Origin of the sequence: Paramagnetospirillum magneticum AMB-1 (genome assembly GCF_000009985.1) — a bacterium.
Lineage (GTDB): Bacteria > Pseudomonadota > Alphaproteobacteria > Rhodospirillales > Magnetospirillaceae > Phaeospirillum > Phaeospirillum magneticum.
Genome location: NC_007626.1, coordinates 1,175,542 through 1,192,535 on the forward strand (window position 1 = coordinate 1,175,542; position 16,994 = coordinate 1,192,535).

The 16,994-nt window shown below is 66.9% G+C and carries 10 protein-coding genes; 5 read left to right on the forward strand and 5 right to left on the reverse strand.

The window, feature by feature from the left end; genetic code table 11:
* Positions 1 to 84: 84 nt before the first annotated feature.
* Positions 85 to 2,436, reverse strand: a complete 2,352-nt coding sequence (locus tag AMB_RS05630) for an Orn/Lys/Arg decarboxylase N-terminal domain-containing protein (RefSeq protein WP_011383521.1) — start codon at positions 2,434 to 2,436, stop codon at positions 85 to 87.
* A 232-nt stretch (positions 2,437 to 2,668) separates the two neighbouring features.
* On the opposite strand from AMB_RS05630, the gene AMB_RS24005 reads away from it, so the two are divergent.
* From AMB_RS24005 to AMB_RS23720, 3 genes are all read left to right on the forward strand, one after another.
* Complete coding sequence (locus AMB_RS24005; protein WP_011383522.1) at positions 2,669 to 4,183, forward strand: sensor histidine kinase; 1,515 nt, start codon at positions 2,669 to 2,671, stop codon at positions 4,181 to 4,183.
* Between the two features lie 159 nt (positions 4,184 to 4,342).
* Positions 4,343 to 7,273 carry a DUF3369 domain-containing protein gene (locus AMB_RS23235; RefSeq protein ID WP_011383523.1) on the forward strand — a complete coding sequence of 977 codons (2,931 nt, stop codon included), beginning with the start codon at positions 4,343 to 4,345 and terminating at the stop codon, positions 7,271 to 7,273.
* Positions 7,270 to 9,576 (forward strand): ATP-binding protein, encoded by a 2,307-nt coding sequence (locus AMB_RS23720; RefSeq protein ID WP_011383524.1) that lies wholly within the window; start codon positions 7,270 to 7,272, stop codon positions 9,574 to 9,576. The genes AMB_RS23235 and AMB_RS23720 overlap by 4 nt, the downstream gene beginning before the upstream one ends.
* A gap of 254 nt (positions 9,577 to 9,830) precedes the next feature.
* Here AMB_RS23720 and AMB_RS05650 read toward each other — a convergent pair whose 3' ends face one another.
* The 4 genes from AMB_RS05650 to AMB_RS05665 are packed head-to-tail and all read right to left on the reverse strand — an operon-like array spanning position 9,831 to position 15,029.
* On the reverse strand, positions 9,831 to 11,894 hold the full coding sequence (locus tag AMB_RS05650) for a response regulator (RefSeq protein ID WP_011383525.1): 2,064 nt from the start codon (positions 11,892 to 11,894) through the stop codon (positions 9,831 to 9,833).
* Positions 11,891 to 12,319 (reverse strand): hydrogenase maturation protease, encoded by a 429-nt coding sequence (locus tag AMB_RS23245; protein ID WP_011383526.1) that lies wholly within the window; start codon positions 12,317 to 12,319, stop codon positions 11,891 to 11,893. Before AMB_RS23245 ends, AMB_RS05650 begins: the two co-directional genes overlap by 4 nt.
* Position 12,320: 1 nt before the next feature.
* A complete protein-coding gene (locus tag AMB_RS05660; protein WP_011383527.1) occupies positions 12,321 to 13,859 on the reverse strand; it encodes a nickel-dependent hydrogenase large subunit in 1,539 nt (512 codons plus the stop codon).
* Between the two features lie 15 nt (positions 13,860 to 13,874).
* The gene (locus AMB_RS05665; protein ID WP_011383528.1) at positions 13,875 to 15,029 is read right to left on the reverse strand and encodes a hydrogenase small subunit; all 1,155 of its coding nucleotides are present in this window, start codon (positions 15,027 to 15,029) and stop codon (positions 13,875 to 13,877) included.
* Here AMB_RS05665 and AMB_RS05670 point away from each other — a divergent pair.
* Both AMB_RS05670 and AMB_RS05675 read left to right on the forward strand, forming a co-directional pair.
* Positions 14,983 to 15,351, forward strand: a complete 369-nt coding sequence (locus AMB_RS05670) for a response regulator (protein ID WP_043743538.1) — start codon at positions 14,983 to 14,985, stop codon at positions 15,349 to 15,351. The two genes, AMB_RS05665 and AMB_RS05670, sit on opposite strands and share 47 nt — an antisense overlap.
* Before the next feature lie 5 nt (positions 15,352 to 15,356).
* Positions 15,357 to 16,970, forward strand: a complete 1,614-nt coding sequence (locus AMB_RS05675; protein ID WP_011383529.1) for a PP2C family protein-serine/threonine phosphatase — start codon at positions 15,357 to 15,359, stop codon at positions 16,968 to 16,970.
* Positions 16,971 to 16,994 lie beyond the last annotated feature (24 nt).

Below are 16,994 nucleotides of genomic sequence, written 5' to 3' on the forward strand. Positions count from 1 at the left end.
CTGTGAAATAAAAAATTAACCGAGGCTCTGTGGCTTGCTCGTTGTTTATTGGTGAAGCCTGTATCTATTTGTAAGAGCTACTGCCTACTCCTTGGCGACGTAGGTGTAAAAGCGGATGGACCCGTCCGGTTCGATTTCGCGGTAAAGCCCCTGAATCTCGGCTTCGAAGCCGGGGAACAGGTTGGCGCTGCGCTCGAACATCTTGAGGTAGTCGAGCATGGGCCGGGCGCGCTCGCACAGGCGCTCACCGGGGATGATGGTGGCGATGCCGGGGGGATAGACCACCCACAAGGTGGTGGCGATGCGCCCGTCGATCTGGTCGATGGGCAGGTAATCCACCTGATTGCGGGTCAGCATGCGCACCGCGTCGTTGGGGCGCATCACCATGTGGGGGCGGTGCTCGGGCGAGAACTGGGCGCGTTGCAAGGTGCTGACGTTGCGGTCGCGGAAGAAGGCGTGCATCTCGGCGCACAGGTCCTGGATACGCAGGCCGCGATAGCGCTGGGGCCGCCGCCGGACGAATTCGGGGATGGCATCGTCCAGCAGGGCATTGTCGTCGTGGCGGCGCTTGAAGGCCACCAGCGAGCTGAGCAGGGTGCCCGCCTTGCTGGATTCCACGCCCGGCGTCAGCAGGAACAGCATGGAATTAAGGTCGTTCTTTTCCGGCACCACCCGGTTTTCACGCAGGTATTGGGCCACCACCGGGGCGGGGATGCCGTATTCGGCATAGGCCCCGGTGTCGCGGTTGAAGCCGGGGGTGATCAGGGTCAGCTTGTTGGGGTCGGTCATGGCATAGCCCGACCGGCTCACATGCTTGAAGCCGTGCCAGCGGGCGCCGGGGGTGAATTCCCAGTAGCGCGGATCGGCGGCGATGGTCTCGGTGGGCAGGTCCTCCCAGGCCACCATGGTCTCGCCGCCTTCGGGCGAGGGCACCCGGTCGGGTACGAAAGGCTCGAAGAACCAGTGGCGGGCACTGTCCTTTTCCTTCTCGACGAATTCGCGCTTGATGGCCCGGACCTTCTTGCGCAGTTCGATGCCGAGATCGATGGTGTCGTCCCACAGCACCTCGCCCGAGCGTCCGCGCATCATCTGGGCTCCCACGTCCAGCGACGCGAACAGCGGGTAGAACGGCGAGGTCGAGGCGTGCAGCAGGAAGGTCTCGTTGAAGCGGCGGTGCTCGATGCGGCGGCTTTGGCCCTTGATGTGGCGGTCGCGCACGTGGATCTGCGACGCCTGGGAGAAGCCGGCCATCTGCTTGTGGGTGGACTGGGTCGAGATGATGCCGGGCGAATCCTCGTCCAGGCGGTCCTTCAGCCCCATGCCGTAGCACCCCCGGAACAGCGGGTGGAACTTGAGGAAGCCGGCCCAGGCCTCGTCGAACAGGATGTAGTCGCACAGGTGGCCGATCCGTTCGAGAATGTGCTCGGCGCTGTAAATGGTGCCGTCATAGGTGCACTGCTCGATGACCGCCACCCGGAAGGGGCGGGGCTTCTTCCAGGCCTCCGGGTCCTTGACCAGGGGATTGTCGCGGATCTTGGCGCGGATGGCCTGCTCGTCGAAGGCCTCGGCGTAGATGGGGCCGATCATGCCCATGGCGTTGCGGTCGGTTTCCAGGAAGATGGGAATGCCGCCGCCCAGCAGCAGGGCGCCGTGATGGGCGGCTTTGTGGTTGTTGCGGTCGAACAGCACCAGGTCGTCCTCGGCCACCAGGGCCGACAGCACGATCTTGTTGGAGGCCGAGGTGCCGTTCAGCACGAAATAGGTTTTCTCGGCCCCGAAGATCTTGGCGGCTTCCTTCTGGGCCTGCAGCGCCGGCCCTTCATGGGTCAAGAGGTCGCCCAACTCCAGCACGGAATTGTCGAGATCGTCGCGGAACACCGCCTCGCCCAGATGCTCGACGAAGATCCGCCCGATGGGGCTGCGGTTGTAGAAGATGCCGCCGTTATGGCCGGGGCAGGTCCACAGCTGGTTGCCTTCCTCGGCGTAATCCACCAAGGCGCCGAAGAACGGGGTCTTCAGGGTCTCGGCGAACTGCTTGAGGCGGCTGACCAGATTCTTGGCGATGAATTCGGGGGTTTCCTCGGCCAGGAAGACATAACCGTCGATGTAATCCAGCACATCCACCGGAATATCCTCGAAGCGCTCGCCGCGCACCAGGATGACGATGGGCATTTCCAGGCCGCGCCGGCGCATCAGGTTGATCAGCTCGGTGGCCTCGGCCCCCTTGCCGCCCTTTTCCCAGTCCACCAGGACGCAGCCGATGGCGGCGTCGGTCTGCACCGCGATTTCCGCGTCCTCGATCCGCCGGGCGCGCACCACCTCGAAGCCCAGGCGCTCGACCTCGGTGATGATCTGCTGGACGCGCACGCCCTCAAGGTCGTCGGTATCGAAGGCGGGAGCGCAGACCAGGAAGGTCAGGCGGCGAAAAAATTCCATGGGACGCTCCAATAGGCTTCGAGAGGCGGGGTGCGCGATGAGGCCGCAGACTAATCAGGGTTGGCGGCGGCTGCCATGGCGCGGTCGGGGGGACACAAAACATTCATGGTCGGCATGGGAGGCGGGCGATGCCGGCCTGGATTTCAATATGCTTCCCCATATGGTGTGGTCTTGCTATCCTAAAGTCGTAGTTTGGCCGCTGTGGTGATCAACCGGCAAGGGGGCGCTCACAATGCAGGAAACGGCGACAGAGCGGCATCCGGATCTGGCCGAGACCAAATTCGCCCGGGTGTTTGCCGTCTGCCCGGACATCATCACCATCACCGCCCTTGCCACCGGCCGCTACCTGGATGTCAACGACGCCTTCACCCGGGTCATGGGATATGGCCGCGATGAGGTCATCGGCCGGACTTCCTCCGACATCGGTATATGGGAGACGCCCCAAGAACGCCAGAGGCTGCTCGAGGCGCTGAGCACTTCCACCCGCCTGGAGAACTTCGCGGTTCGCATTCGCCGCAAGGACGGCGAGGTGGTCGACGCCCTGCTGTCGGCCGAACGCACCGTTCTGGACGGGGAGGATTGCCTCATCATCGTCGGCCGCGACATTTCCGACCGTATCCAGGTGGAAAAGGCGCTGAGCGACAGTGAAACGCGCTTTCGCCTCGCCATGGAGGCCAGCAACGACGGCCTGTGGGATTGGGATATCCAGACCGATCAGGCCTATTTCAGCCCTGCCTATTTTCGCATGCTCGGCTACGAGCCGGGGGAGTTGCCGGCCGCCGGCCGGACCTGGCGGGATCTTCTCCATCCCGAGGACCGCCAAGGGGCCGAGGCCGCCGCGTGCGACTGCATCGAGGGACGGAGCGAAAGTTTCAGCGCCGAATTCCGCCTGCGGGCCAGGAATGGGGGCTGGAGGTGGGTGCTGTGCCGTGGCCGGGCGTTCGGGCGAGACCCCGATGGCCGGGCCTCGCGCCTGATCGGCACCCATCTCGATATCACCGAGCACAAGAAATTCGAAGACATCCTCTCGGAGAAGAACCGGGCGCTGGAACGGTCCAACGCCGATCTGGAGCAATTCGCCTATGTGGCGTCTCACGACCTGCAGACGCCGCTCCGCAACATCGTCCGCTACGCCCAGCTTCTGGAGCTTCGCTACCGCAGCCGGATCGACGCCGATGCCGATGACTTCATCGGATTCATCGTCGACAGCGGCAAGCATATGGCACGCCTGATCAATGATCTTCTGGAATTCTCCCGCGCTTCGCGCCAGGCGGCGCCCCTGGCTCCGATTCCGGTGGGAGAGGCCGTCGCCCAGGCCCTGAAGAACCTGGAGCTTGACCTGTCCAAGGCCGGGGGCGAAGTGGAGATCGGCGACATGCCGGTGGTGATGGCTGATCAGGTCCATCTGGTCAGCCTGTTTCAGAATTTGTTGGGCAATGCCGTCAAATACCGCGCGCCGGACCGCGGGCTGCGGCTTTCGGTCACGGCCGAGCGGGCGCCGGGAGGCTTCTGGCGCTTCGCCGTGGCCGACAACGGCATCGGCATTGATCCCGAGTATCACGAAAAGATCTTCGAGATCTTCCAGCGGCTGAACCCGGCGTCCGACGCCGACGGCACCGGGGTGGGCCTGGCCCTGTGCCGCCGGATCGTTCACCGCTTCGGCGGAACCATCTGGCTGCAGTCCGAGCCCGGCCGGGGAACCACGTTCTTCTTCACCCTCCGGGATGGCGCTGCAGGGCCGTCCTGAGCATTCCCCCAACGTCCGGTTGCCCATACAAAAGACCAGATCGCCCCGATTCGGCTGGCAGGGGCTTGCCTCGCGCCCCGGATGAGCCCTAAAAATAGGCACTCGCAAAAACTCGCCTAACAATTAGGCTTGTGCGATGGCTGTTGTTGGGGGGGCGCCATGGCCAAGGGTCTCGTATTTGCCGAGAAGCGGGGGGCGAGCCCGGAGATCGCCGCGCGGTCTCCCTGGATTATCCTGATCGTCGACGATGATCCCGAGGTCCACGCCATCACCAAGCTGGCGCTGCGCAACTTTTCGTTCGGCGGCCGCCCGGTGCATTTCCTTGATGCCTATTCCGGCGCCGAGGCCGAGCGTGTCCTGGCCGACGAGCCCCAGATCGCCCTGGTGCTGCTCGACGTGGTCATGGAGACCGAGGATGCCGGGCTGCGGCTGGTGCAGTACATCCGCAACATGCTCCGCAACAAGCGTGTCCGCATCGTGCTGCGCACCGGACAGCCGGGACAGGCGCCGGAAAAGGACGTGATCGTCGCCTACGACATCAACGACTACAAGCCCAAGACCGAGCTGACCCAGGAGCGGCTGTTCACCACCGTGGTGGCGGCGTTGCGCGCCTATGAGGACATCATGGCGCTGGAGCTGAACCGCCGTGGCCTGGAAAAGATCCTCGACGGCTCGGCCATGCTGTTCCAGTTGCGGTCGCTGCAACTGTTCTCGGCCGGCGTGCTGACCCAGATGTCGGCCCTGGTGGGCTGCCGCGAGGATGGCCTGATCTGTGCCGTCAGGGATGACGCCCCCGAGATGAGCGCCGACCACGTCACCATCCTGGCGGGGTCGGGCGGCTTCGAGGACCGGGCGGGCTGCACCTTGCGCGACCTGGGCGAGCCCTCGGTCATCACCGCCATCGGAACGGCGCTGTCCGAGCGGCATTCCCATTATGGCGAAGACCATCTGTGCCTGTATCTGCACAGCCCCCATTACCGCCATCTGGCCATCTATCTGGCCACCTCCCAACCCATTCCCGATGTGGAGCGCCAGTTGATCGAGGTGTTCGGCAGCAAGGTGGCGCTGGGCTACGACAACGTCCACCTCATCGAGGCGCTGGAAGAGCGTCTGCTGCACCTCAAGCGGTCCGAGGAGCGCTATGCGCTGGCCGCCAAGGGGGCCAACGAGGCGCTGTGGGACTGGAGCCCCCAGGTCCAGAACATCTATTTCAGCCCGCGCATGGAGGAGATCCTGGGGGTGGCGGCCGGCAGCCTCAACGGCTCGCCCCAGACCTGGCGCCAGCACGTCCATCCCGAGGACCGCGCCCTGCTCCAGGCCGGGCTGGACGAGGCGTGCGAGCGTCGCAGCGATACCCTGGACCTGCAGTTCCGCATGCGCCACGTCTCGGGCCAGACCCTGTGGGTGCGCATGCGCGGCGCGGTCAGCTACGGCCCTGACGGCGCGCCCACCCGGCTGGTGGGGTCTCTGGGCGACATCACCGACCGCAAGCGCTACGAGCAGGAACGCCTGCGCTCCGCCGCCGCCGAGGCGGCCAGCGTCGCCAAGTCGGAATTCCTGGCGGTGATGAGCCACGAAATCCGCACCCCCATGAACGCCATCCTGGGAATGATCCGGCTGCTGCTGGATTCTCCCCTGGACGAGACCCAGCGCGATTATGCCGAGACGGTGCTGTCCTCGGGCGAGGTGCTGCTCAGCATCCTCAACGACATCCTCGACCTGTCGCGCATCGAGGCCGGCAAGCTGGAGCTGGAGCGCATCGCCTTCGACCTGCCCAAGGTGGTGGACAGCATCATCCATCTGATGACGCCCCGCGCCAGGGAGAAGTCCCTGGCCCTGCGCAGCTGGACGGCGGGCGGCGTTCCGGCGCGCCTGACCGGCGATCCCACCCGCCTGCGTCAGGTTCTGCTGAACCTGCTGTCCAACGCCATCAAGTTCACCGAAGCCGGCGAGGTGTCCCTGCACCTCTCGGCCGAGATCCAGCCCGACGGCATCGCCGCCATCCGCATGGAGGTCAAGGATACGGGCATCGGCATCTCGCCCGAGGCCCGGTCGCGCCTGTTCGCCAATTTCGCCCAGGCCGACGCCTCCATCACGCGGCGCTTCGGCGGCACCGGGCTGGGGCTGGCCATCTGCCAGAATCTGGTGCGGCTGATGAATGGCGAGATCGGGGTGGACAGCGTGCCGGGCCAGGGCAGCACCTTCTGGTTCGTGGTGCGTCTGCCGGTGGCCGTGGCCCTGGAGGAGGGAGCGGCCGCGCCGCCGTCGCCGGCCAAGACGCTGCGCCCGCTGAAGGTGCTGCTGGCCGAGGACAATCCCGTCAACCAGAAGGTGGCGATCCTGATCCTCGAGCGCTCGGGCCACAAGGTCACCGGGGTCAATAACGGCGCCCAGGCCCTGCGCGCCGTGCAGGAGGGCGACTACGATATCGTCCTGATGGACATGCAGATGCCCGAGATGGACGGGCTGGAATCCACCCGCCGCATCCGCGCTCTCGAGGCGCCGGTGGCCCAGATTCCCATCCTGGCTCTGACCGCCAACGCCTTGGCGGCCGAGTTCGAGCGCTGCATGGAGGCGGGGATGGACGGCTTCGTCACCAAGCCGTTCCAGATCGAACTGCTGGCCAGCGAGATCGCCCGCGTCCTGGCGGAAAAGACCCCCGGCTCTGCCCGCCGCCCACCGATGGTGCCGCGCACGCCGCTGATCGACCGGGCGGTGCTCGATGATCTCCAGGACCGCTTCAGCCCCGATCGGGTGGCGGGCCTGCTGGCCGATTACGTGGTGGATGCCCGGGCCAAGCGGGCCGACTTCGCCCGCTGGGCCGCCGCCGGCGACCGCGCCCGGGTTCAGGCGGAATCCCATGGACTGAAGGAGGCCTCGGCCAATTTCGGCCTGGCCTCGCTGCGCAATCTGGCCGAGGCGGTGGAACTGGCCTGTCAGGACGACCGCTGGGGGGATGCGCTGCACCTGCTGGCCGAACTGCCCGAGCGCCTCAACGAGACGGTGGCCGAGCTGCGGCGGCTGTTTCCCAGCGCCGACGCCGCCATCGGCCTGCGCCAGTTCGAGACCGAGGCGGGGGCACGGGCATGATCTCGCGCATCAGCGTCTCGGGGAAGCTGCTGCTGATCTATGCGCTCGACATGGTGGCGGTGATCTTTCTCGGCTTCTCCCTGGCCGAAGAGAAATACATCTCCATCAATTTCGCCCGCAAGGAAGTGGCCGGCAACGTCTATATCGACACGGTCCGCGACGCCCTGTTCGCCATCGCCGAGGACGGTACGGTGACGGTCGGGCAACTGGCCGCCCTGGAGCGGGCGGAGGGGCTTTATGGTCCGGAGATGTCGAGCCGGATCGCCTCGGACGACCTGCTGGCCAGCAGCCGCCCCCTGGCCACGGCGTCGCCCCAGCGGACCGACGCGGCCGCCCTGAAGGCGGTGACCAGCGCGCGGGCCTTGATTTCGCGCATCGGCGATCAGTCCAACCTGATTCTCGATCCCGATCTCGATTCCTATTACTCCATGTCCCTGGTGCTGTTGCGTTTCCCGGAACTGGTCGACCTGCTGGCCCAGATCCGCGCCCAGGCCCACCGTTCGGTGCATGACGGGGCCATCAGCGCCGACGACCGCACCGAGTTCCTGATTCTGGAAGGGCGCCTGACCAACGTCATCAAGGGCATCGAGGGCGACCGGCTGGCCGGCTACAGCGGCAATCCCGACGGCAGCCTGGAACGGGCCCTGAAGCCGGCCTTCGCCCTTCTCGATACGGCGCTGTCCGGCCTGCTGGCCGATCTGCGCGCCAGCATCATCGACCAGTCCGGCCCCATCCAGGCCGAACCGGTCAGCCGGGCCATCGATACCTCGCTGCAGGCCACCAAGGTCGTCTGGGTGCAGACCAGCAGCGAACTCAACCGCCTGCTCAACATCCGCATCGAAGGCTTCTTCCGCCGCATGTGGGAGCATTTCGGCTTGGCCGGCGCGCTGTTGTCGGTGATCCTGATCCTGGTCCTGCTGGTGGCCCGGCGCATCGCCGTGCCCATCGGTCATCTGGCCGAGGTCGCCGAGGCGGTGCGCCAGACCAACGACTATGACCGGCGGGCCAAGTGGGACAGCGGCGACGAGATCGGCCGTCTGGTCGACGCCTTCAACACCATGCTGGAACGGCTGCAGGCCGAGGGTCTGCGGCGCGAGGAGCTTGCCGCCCAGACCCGCGCCGCCGAGGCCCAGCGCGATCTGCTCGAAGCCATTCCCACCCCGCTGACCGTATCGCGCCTGTCCGACCATTCGCTGCTCCACGTCAACCAGCCCGCCTCCCTGCTGCTGGGGCTGCTCGACAGCTATGACGCCGTCGAGGACCATCTGTCGGCGGAGGACCGCGAGCGGCTGTTCCAGCAGCTCAGCCTGCACGGCGCCGTCAACGAGTTCGAAGTCCAGGTCATGGGGGCGGGGGACGTGCCCTTCTGGGCGCTGATGTCGGCCCGCCTGCTGGTCTACCAGGGCGAGAAGGCGCTGCTGGCCACCATCATTCCCATTTCCGAGCGCAAGCGCATGGAAGACGAGCTGCTGCGGGCCAAGAACGCCGCCGAAGCCGCCCTGTCCGACCTGCAGCAGGCGCAGCAAAGCCTGATCCAGGCGGAAAAGATGGCGTCCCTGGGCGGGCTGGTGGCCGGCGTGGCCCACGAGATCAACACGCCGGTGGGGATCGGCCTGACCGGGGCCTCGACCCTGGCGTCGGAGACCGAACGGCTGCGCAAGCTGTACGGCGAGCAGGCCATGACCGAGGAGGATTTCCTCGATTATCTGGGCGTCGCCGCCGAGACCGCCCGGCTGCTGCTGGCCAACATGAACCGGGCGGCCGAGCTGATCCACAGCTTCAAGCAGGTGGCGGTGGACCAGACCAGCGCCGAGCGCCGCCGCTTCGATCTCAAGACCTATATCGAGGAAATCCTCAACAGCCTGACGCCCACCATCAAGAAACGTCGGCTGGGGGTGGAGGTTTCCTGTCCCGACGGTATCGAGATGAACTCCTATCCCGGCATCCTGTCGCAGGTGCTGACCAATCTGGTGATGAACGCCGTGGTCCACGCCTACGAGGAGAACCAGGCCGGTATCCTGGGCATCAGGGTCCAGGACCTGGGCGACGAGGTGCTGCTGGCCTTTTCCGATGACGGCAAGGGCATCTCCGCCGAGAACCTGTCGCGCATCTTCGACCCGTTCTTCACCACCCGCCGGGGCAATGGTGGGTCGGGGCTGGGGCTGCACATCGTCTTCAACGTGGTCACCGGCTCGCTGAACGGCCAGATCGACGTGGCCAGCGAGCCGGGGCGGGGCACCACCTTCACCCTGCGCTTCCCCAAGACGGTCCGTTCGCCCCTGCTGGAGGACATGCCGGCCTGATACCAAGTCCCGTTGATCAATAGCGATCACCGGGACGCCCTCATGCGCCGGGCGCCGCCAGTGGGCGGCTTGGCTCCCGCGCCATAAGGCGCACGGCCACTTGGGCCTGGAGCAACGGGCCTTAAACCTGCGCCGTCAATCCCCCTCCCCCCGACAAGTCGGGGGGAGGAGCGTATCAGATTTAGCGCTCGCCCCTCAGGCCATGTCCCGATGAGGCGGTCTCATCGGGACATGGCCTGAGGGGCCTGGCGGGGTCAGCCCGGGGTGACCAGGCGCTTCAGCTCGGTCAGCAGGGTCTCGTTGTCCGCCGCGCCCTTCTGCAGCACCTTCTGGACGCCCCCGGCCAGCCGGTCGCGGTCATCCTGGCCGATATCCTTGGCGGTGAGGACCACCACCGGAATCGCGTGCCAGGCGGAATGGCGGCGAAGCTCGGAGACGAATTCAAAGCCATCCATCTCGGGCATCATCAGGTCCAGCAGGATCAGGTCGGGGCGGGATTCGGCGACGCGTTCCAGGGCGATCCGCCCATTGGCTGCCTCGATCACCGACCAGCCCTCCTTGACCAGCATGCGGCGCAGCATCTCGCGGTTGGTGTGGTCGTCCTCCACCACCAGGATGCGTTCGATGGGGCCGGCTTCCTTGAAGCGGGACAGCACCTCGGCCAATTGGTCGCGGTCGATGGGCTTGGACATGAAGTGGTGGGCGCCCAGTGCGTAGCCCAGGGCCTGATTCTCCACCACCGACACCATGATCACCGGAATCGCCGCCAGTTCCGGGTCGGTCTTCAGCGCGGTCAGCACCGACCAGCCGTCCATGCCCGGCATCATCACGTCCAGGGTGATGGCCGCCGGCCGGAGGGCGCGCGCCATCTCCAGGCCCAGCGGCCCGTCGGCGGCAAAGCGCGCCCGAAAGCCGTTCTCGTCCAGGAAGCGGCCGAGAAGGTCGCGGGCCACGGCGTCGTCGTCGATGACCAGCACCAGGGGCAGCTCCGGGCCGGACTCGATGGCGCCGGCCGGTCGTGCCGCCTTGGGGCTGGCGGAAACCGCGGGCAGGCGCACGGTGAAGGTGGTGCCCCGCCCCGGTTCGCTCGCCACCGCGATGTCGCCGCCCATCATGCGGCAGAAGGTGCGGCTGATGGCCAGGCCCAGGCCGGTGCCGCCGAACTTGCGGGTGGTGGAGGCATCGGCCTGCGAGAAGGCCTGGAACAGGCGGTCCAGTTCGGCGGGCGCCATGCCGATGCCGGTATCGGCCACGGCGAATTCGATCCACTCGCCCTGGCGGCGGGTGGACAGGGTGATGGTACCGTCCGAGGTGAACTTGCTGGCATTGCTGAGCAGGTTGAACAGCGTCTGGCGCACCTTGGTCAGATCGGCCTCCATGGCGCCGATCTCCCCGGCGCCGTCAACCACCAGGGTATTGCCGTTCTTCTGGATCAGCGGCGAGATGGTGGCGACCACGTCGGCCACCATGGGAGCGATCTCGAACGCCTCGACGAACAGGTCCATCTTGCCCGCTTCGATCTTGGAGATGTCCAGCACGTCGTTGATCAGGGTCAGCAGGTGGCGGCCGGCGGAATGGATCTTGGCCAGATCGGGAATCAGATCGTCCTGGCCCAGGTCCTCCATCTCTTCCTGCAGCATCTCGCTGTAGCCGATGATGGCGTTCAAGGGCGTGCGCAGTTCGTGGCTCATATTGGCCAGGAAGCTGCTCTTGGCCTGATTGGCCGCCTCGGCCGCCTGCTTGGCCCGGTGGGCCTCCTCCTCGGCCCATTTGCGCTCGGTGATGTCCATGGCCGCCGCCAGGGTGCCGGCCAGACCGCCGTCGCCGCCCTTCAGGGGCGTGATGGACAGGCTGACGGGAAAGCGGGTGCCGTCCTTGCGCCGGTAGGTCCATTCCCGGGCCGAGATCAGGCCGTGCCGGACGTATTCGGCGAACAGGGTCTCCGGCGAGACCGCATGGCCCAGTTCGGCGGCCAGCTCGTCGGCATGGGCGGCGACCTCCTCGGGCAGCAGGAAGTCCAGCAGGGTGCTTTGGCCTACCACCTCGTCGCTGGCATAGCCCAGCAGGGTCTCGGCGCCGCGGTTGAACAGCAGCACTTTGCCGTTCATGTCGGTGGCGATGATCGACATCTGCAGCGCCGCGTCCAGCACCGCCTGACGTTGGGCGTTGGCGCTCTGGAAGCGGTCGAGCAGCCTTTCGGTCTCCTCGAACTGCTTGACCACCAGCCGGGCGGTGATCTCGGCGGCCTCGCGGGCGACGCGGATCTCGCCGCGCAGCAGGGCGTTCTCGGCGACAAGCTCGGCGATGCGGTCGGTCATGGCTTGGATGCCTCCTCGACGGCACGGGCGGCAAGGGCGGCGACGAGCATGTCCCCGGCGGGCGCCTCGCCGCCCACCAGGATCACCTCGGGCACCGCGCCGTCGCAGACCCTTGGCAGCAGGTGGAAGAGGTAGGGCAGGCCGGAATCGTGGCCCCAGGACCCCTCGGCCAGGGCCGCCACCTCGTGCCGCGACAGCATCACCACCTGACCCGGCAGGCCAAAGCCCGCGACGGTATCGACGAACACCGCCCGCCCGGCCGTCTCGACGGTCAAGAGCAGGTCCAGGCCGCACAGGCCGCCATCCACCAGTTCGACCCCCTGGGGCAGTGCCGCCCCGGCCAGCAGGTCGTGGACGCGGGGGCCGAGATCGTCGTCGGGACGATGGCGGTTGCCGACGCAGATGATGCGGCGCGGGCGGCCCATCTCAGGCCTCCAGACGCACGCGGCCGAGGCTTCGGCCCTTGCGTACCGTATGGACGGAACAGACCAGACAGGGGTCGAAGGAGCGGATCACATGGCCGACCTCCACGGGATTGTCTGCGTCCGCCACCGGCGTGCCGATCAGGGCTTCCTCCCACGGACCGCGCACCCCGCCCGAATCCCGGGGCGAGCCGTTCCACACGGTGGGCGTGATGATCTGGTAGCGTTCGATCCGTCCGTCCTTGATGGCTATCCAGTGACCCAGCGCGCCCCGCGCCGCCTGAATCATGCCGATGCCGGCGCCGTCGGGGATGGGGCCGGGATCGGCATAGATGTCGTGGCCGCCGCTGGCGATGACCTCGCCAAGCCACAACGCCATGGCGGGCAGCAGCGTGGCGGGCCGGGTCAGGCGGGCCAGCTCGCGGGCCAGGGCATTGGGCCCCTGCCGGCGCAGCAGGTCCGTGAACAGCGGGTCGCCCGCCACGATCCGCTCGGCGAAGGGGCCGGTCTCCGCCGGGGTGCCGAGATAGCGGGCGGCCTTGACCCAGGAATAGCGGCGTCCCTCCTCGCCCGAGGCATAGGGCTCGGTCTCGCCCTCGGCCGGGTGGCGCCCGCCCTCGTAGGCCGCGTACCAGGACGCCGCCACATGCTCGGCAATGGCCGCTGGGTCGAAGCCCTCCACCACCGCGCCCCGGGCGAAGCCCGACGGGACCAGATGGCCGCCGACGCCCCGCGCCGCCGTCTCCGCCGGCAGGTCCAGCGAGCCGCAGGACAGGAAATTGCCGTGCCCCCCTCCCAGGCGGTCCAGCCCGATGGTCCGGCCGAAGCGCAGCAGGAAGCCCACGTCGCTGTCGCGATGGGCGGCGGATTCCTCCAGCCAGAGGTCCAGCGCCTCCAGGCTGTCCACCGCTCGCCAGCGGTCCAGGGAACAACCGAGGATGCGCCGCTCGTACCACCCCCGGAAGCCATCGAGGACATGGCGGCACTGCAGCAACTCGGCCACCGGCGGGGCATAGGACAGGCCGCCCGGTACCATGAACGAGCTGTGGGGCCACTGGCCGCCGATGATGGCGATGATCTCGACCACATGCTTGGTCTCGCGCACCGCCTCGGCGACGGCCTCGCCGGCCAGCGGGGCATAGCGGCGCACCGCCTCGTCATACAGCGGCTGGGCGCGGTAGGCGGGATTGGCGAAATCCACCAGGAACATCAGGATGCCCTGGCGAACGTCGCTTTGGACATGCTCGGCCATCAGGGCGAGGTTGCGCAGCCGGACGCCGTTGTCGGGCACCTTGGCCCCGGCCACCGCGTCGAGCGCCTTGGCCGCCGTCATCAGGTGGGTGGTGCTGCAGATGCCGCAGATGCGGGGCGTCACCACCAGCCCGTCCAGGGCGCCCCGCCCGATCAGCAGGCGTTCGAAGCCGCGGAACATGGTGCCGGCGCTCCAGGCGTCGACCACCATGCCGTCGGCGATCTCCAGGCGCAGTTCCAGGTCGCCCTCGACCCGGTTGACGGGAACATCGAGTATCTTGCGAACGGCCATCGGTTTTCCCCCCCCCTAAATGTCGGTGCGGCGCTGGCGCAGGCGCTCGGGCGCGGCGGCGGCGGCCATGACCTTGTAGACCATGTAATGGGCGCGGTTGATCCCGTTGGGGAGGTCAAGGGGGATGCCCTCGATGTTGCGGGTCTCGAAGAAGGCGTGGTCCTGCGGGAATTCCGGGCTGGTACAGCCGAAGCAGGGGACGCCGGCCCGGGTCTTGGATGAGCGCTGGTTCCACAGAAGCTTGTTGCAGGGGCCGGTGACCAGGGGGCCGTGGCAGCCCATGTGGAAGAACAGGCAGCCCTTCTCGCCGAAATTGTCTTCCTCGACCCTGTACTCGTGATACTCGTTTCTGGTGCAGCCCTGGTGAACCATCATGCCGTACCATGGCAGCGGGCGGTTCAGGGGGGCGAGGGGCAACTCGGCGCCGGTGGCCAGGGCGGTCAGCACGCTGGACAGCACCTGGGGGTGGCAGGGACAGCCCGACAGGTTGAGGACCGGCAGGCCGGATTTCGCGCGGAAATCGGCGCCGAGGAACCCACCGGGCTCGGAACGGTGAAACTGCAGGCCGGTGGCCTCGATCTCGGTGCGGGCGCCGAATCCGCCGAACGCGGCGCAGGTCCCGGCGGCGACCACGAAACGCGCCTGACGCGCCAGGGCCGCGACGATATCCTTCTTCGGCCGGCGGCCCTTGGTGTCGTACATCCCGGTGCCGGCCGGACCGCGAAGGACTGCGCCCTCTACCACCAGGATGTCGAGGGGCATCTCGCCGGAAGATATAACCTCAAGTTGAGAGTGCTGCTCGGCCTGCGAGGTGTTGGAGAGGGATGGGTGATAAACAACATCGATCCCAAGTCCCGAGAATAACTGCAAGATATCGGGAGTCTCAGAATTCAGGAAAGACATGGTGTCGCCACCGCATCCGCCACATTGTAACCAGTATAAATTTAAATTCATCCCCGGCCTCCGTCCACCCGCCACTTCTTTCATCATATATTTGTTGTATGGCTCGAAGTTTATGGCGATTTGGCGCGGGTGATTGTAGTTGCAAGCAATAGGCCGATCAAATAGCTTCTTTGAATATGTACCCTTCCAGTTGATGGGGCGCCGTTGCCCGGGGGCGATCATGGCCAGGATTTTGTTGGTCGAGGATAACGAGATGAACCGGGACATGTTGTCCCGCCGGTTGCAGCGCAAGGGCTACGAGGTGGTGATGGCGGTGGATGGCGGCGAAGGCGTCGCCATGGCGGCCAGCGAGAATCCCGACCTGATCCTGATGGACATGAGCCTGCCGGTGCTGAACGGATGGGACGCCACCCGCCAGATCAAGGCCAGCCCCGCCCTGGCGCGCATACCGATCATTGCCCTGACCGCCCACGCCATGGCCAGCGACCGCGAGCAGGCGCTGGCGGCGGGCTGCGATGGCTACGAAACCAAGCCCATCGAGCTTCCTCAATTGCTGGAGAAGATCGAGACCCTGCTGCGGCGGGCCTGAGCGTCATGGCCGTGACCGCATTCGACCGCCGATTGGAGGCCATCGCCGAGAGAGTCCAGGCCGTGGTGGGACCGGCGGCACGGTCCATCAGGGCCTCTGCCGCGACTCTGGCCGCCGATTCCTCGACGGCGGCCTTCGCCGACGAGATCGGCGAGATCGACAATGCGGCGGCTCTTCTGGTGGAGATGGTCGCCGGCTGCCGGCCCGAGCTTGATGACGATGGCAGTATCGAGACCGCATGCTCCCGTCTTCGTCATGACCTGCGCACGCCTCTGGTCGCCCTCAAGGGCTATGGCGAGCTGGTCCAGGAGATCGCCGCCGAGGAAGGGCTCGAGGCGGTCTCGGCCGCCCTTGGTCCGCTGCTCGAAGGCGTCGCCGAGGTCATGGTGGCCATCGAGCGGGCGCTGCCCGCCTTGTCGCGCGCCATGGCGGCGGAGGAGGCCGAGGACGACGGTCCCGACCTCGTCACCTATCCCGCCGGCCGGGTCCTGGTGGCCGATGACAGCAAGGCCAACCGCGACGTTCTGGTCCGCTACCTGTCGCGCGAAGGCCATCAGGTGGTCGCCGTGGCGGACGGCCTGGCCGCCGTGGAAGCGGTGTTCGGGCAGGCCTTCGATCTGGTGCTGCTGGACATGATCATGCCCGGCATGAATGGCGACGAGGTGCTGAAGGCCATCAAGGCCGATTCCCGCCTGCGCTCGCTGCCGGTGATCATGATTTCCGCCCTGGACGGCCTGGACAGCATCGTGCGCTGCATCGAGGCGGGGGCCGAGGACTACCTGCCCAAACCGTTCAACCGGGTGCTGCTGCGGGCGCGCATCGGCGCCTGCCTGGAGAAGAAGCGTCTGCGCGAGGTCGAGCTGTCCTATCTCCAGGCGCTGGAGAAGGAACTGACCATCGCCCGCGAGGTGCAGCGCTCGATCCTGCCCAAGGTCTTTCCGCCGCATTCCTCCCTGGCCGGACATGGCCTGATGGACCCGGCCCGCGAGGTGGGCGGCGACTTCTACGACTTCTTCGCCCTGGACGGCGACCGCATCGGCATCGCCGTCGGCGATGTGTCGGGCAAGGGGGTTCCGGCGGCGGTCTACATGGCCATGGTGCGCACCCAGCTGCGCGCCACCGCCCTGTTCGGCCTGTCGCCGGCCGAGTGCCTGGGCCGGCTGAACGACCATCTCAGCGCCGACAATCCCGAAGGCATGTTCGTGTCGCTGTTCTACGGCATCATGGATTGCGCCACCGGCGTCTTCACCTATGCCAATGGCGGCCACAACTGGCCGGTCGTGCTTCGCGCCGAGGGGGGCGTGGAGTGGGTGGCGGGCACCAACGATCTGCTGGTGGGCGTCATGGGCGGCAGCGACTACCACGACGCGGCTCTTGCCCTGGCGCCCGGCGACAGCCTGTTCGTCTACACCGACGGCGTGGTCGAAGCCATCGACCCGGCCGAGGCGGAGTTCGGCAAGACGGGGCTGGTGGCGGTGCTGGAGGGGCTTGCCCATCTGGCGCCGGCGGCGCTCTGCGACGGGGTGCTGGCGGCAGTGCGCGCCTTCGAGGGCGGCCAGCCCCACAGCGACGACCTGACCTGCGTGGCGGTGCGGTTCCTGGGTCCGGTCCGCAATTAATCGAGACGAAGCCGGACCGGCTTG

Coding starts and splice junctions, on each gene's coding strand:
- AMB_RS05630 (WP_011383521.1), bottom strand. CDS start 2,436: ATGGAATTTTTTCGCCGCCTGACCTTCCTGGTCTGCGCTCCCGCCTTC.
- AMB_RS23245 (WP_011383526.1), bottom strand. CDS start 12,319: ATGGGCCGCCCGCGCCGCATCATCTGCGTCGGCAACCGCCATCGTCCC.
- AMB_RS24005 (WP_011383522.1), top strand. CDS start 2,669: ATGCAGGAAACGGCGACAGAGCGGCATCCGGATCTGGCCGAGACCAAA.
- AMB_RS23235 (WP_011383523.1), top strand. CDS start 4,343: ATGGCCAAGGGTCTCGTATTTGCCGAGAAGCGGGGGGCGAGCCCGGAG.
- AMB_RS23720 (WP_011383524.1), top strand. CDS start 7,270: ATGATCTCGCGCATCAGCGTCTCGGGGAAGCTGCTGCTGATCTATGCG.
- AMB_RS05670 (WP_043743538.1), top strand. CDS start 14,983: ATGGCCAGGATTTTGTTGGTCGAGGATAACGAGATGAACCGGGACATG.
- AMB_RS05665 (WP_011383528.1), bottom strand. CDS start 15,029: ATGTCCCGGTTCATCTCGTTATCCTCGACCAACAAAATCCTGGCCATG.
- AMB_RS05650 (WP_011383525.1), bottom strand. CDS start 11,894: ATGACCGACCGCATCGCCGAGCTTGTCGCCGAGAACGCCCTGCTGCGC.
- AMB_RS05660 (WP_011383527.1), bottom strand. CDS start 13,859: ATGGCCGTTCGCAAGATACTCGATGTTCCCGTCAACCGGGTCGAGGGC.
- AMB_RS05675 (WP_011383529.1), top strand. CDS start 15,357: ATGGCCGTGACCGCATTCGACCGCCGATTGGAGGCCATCGCCGAGAGA.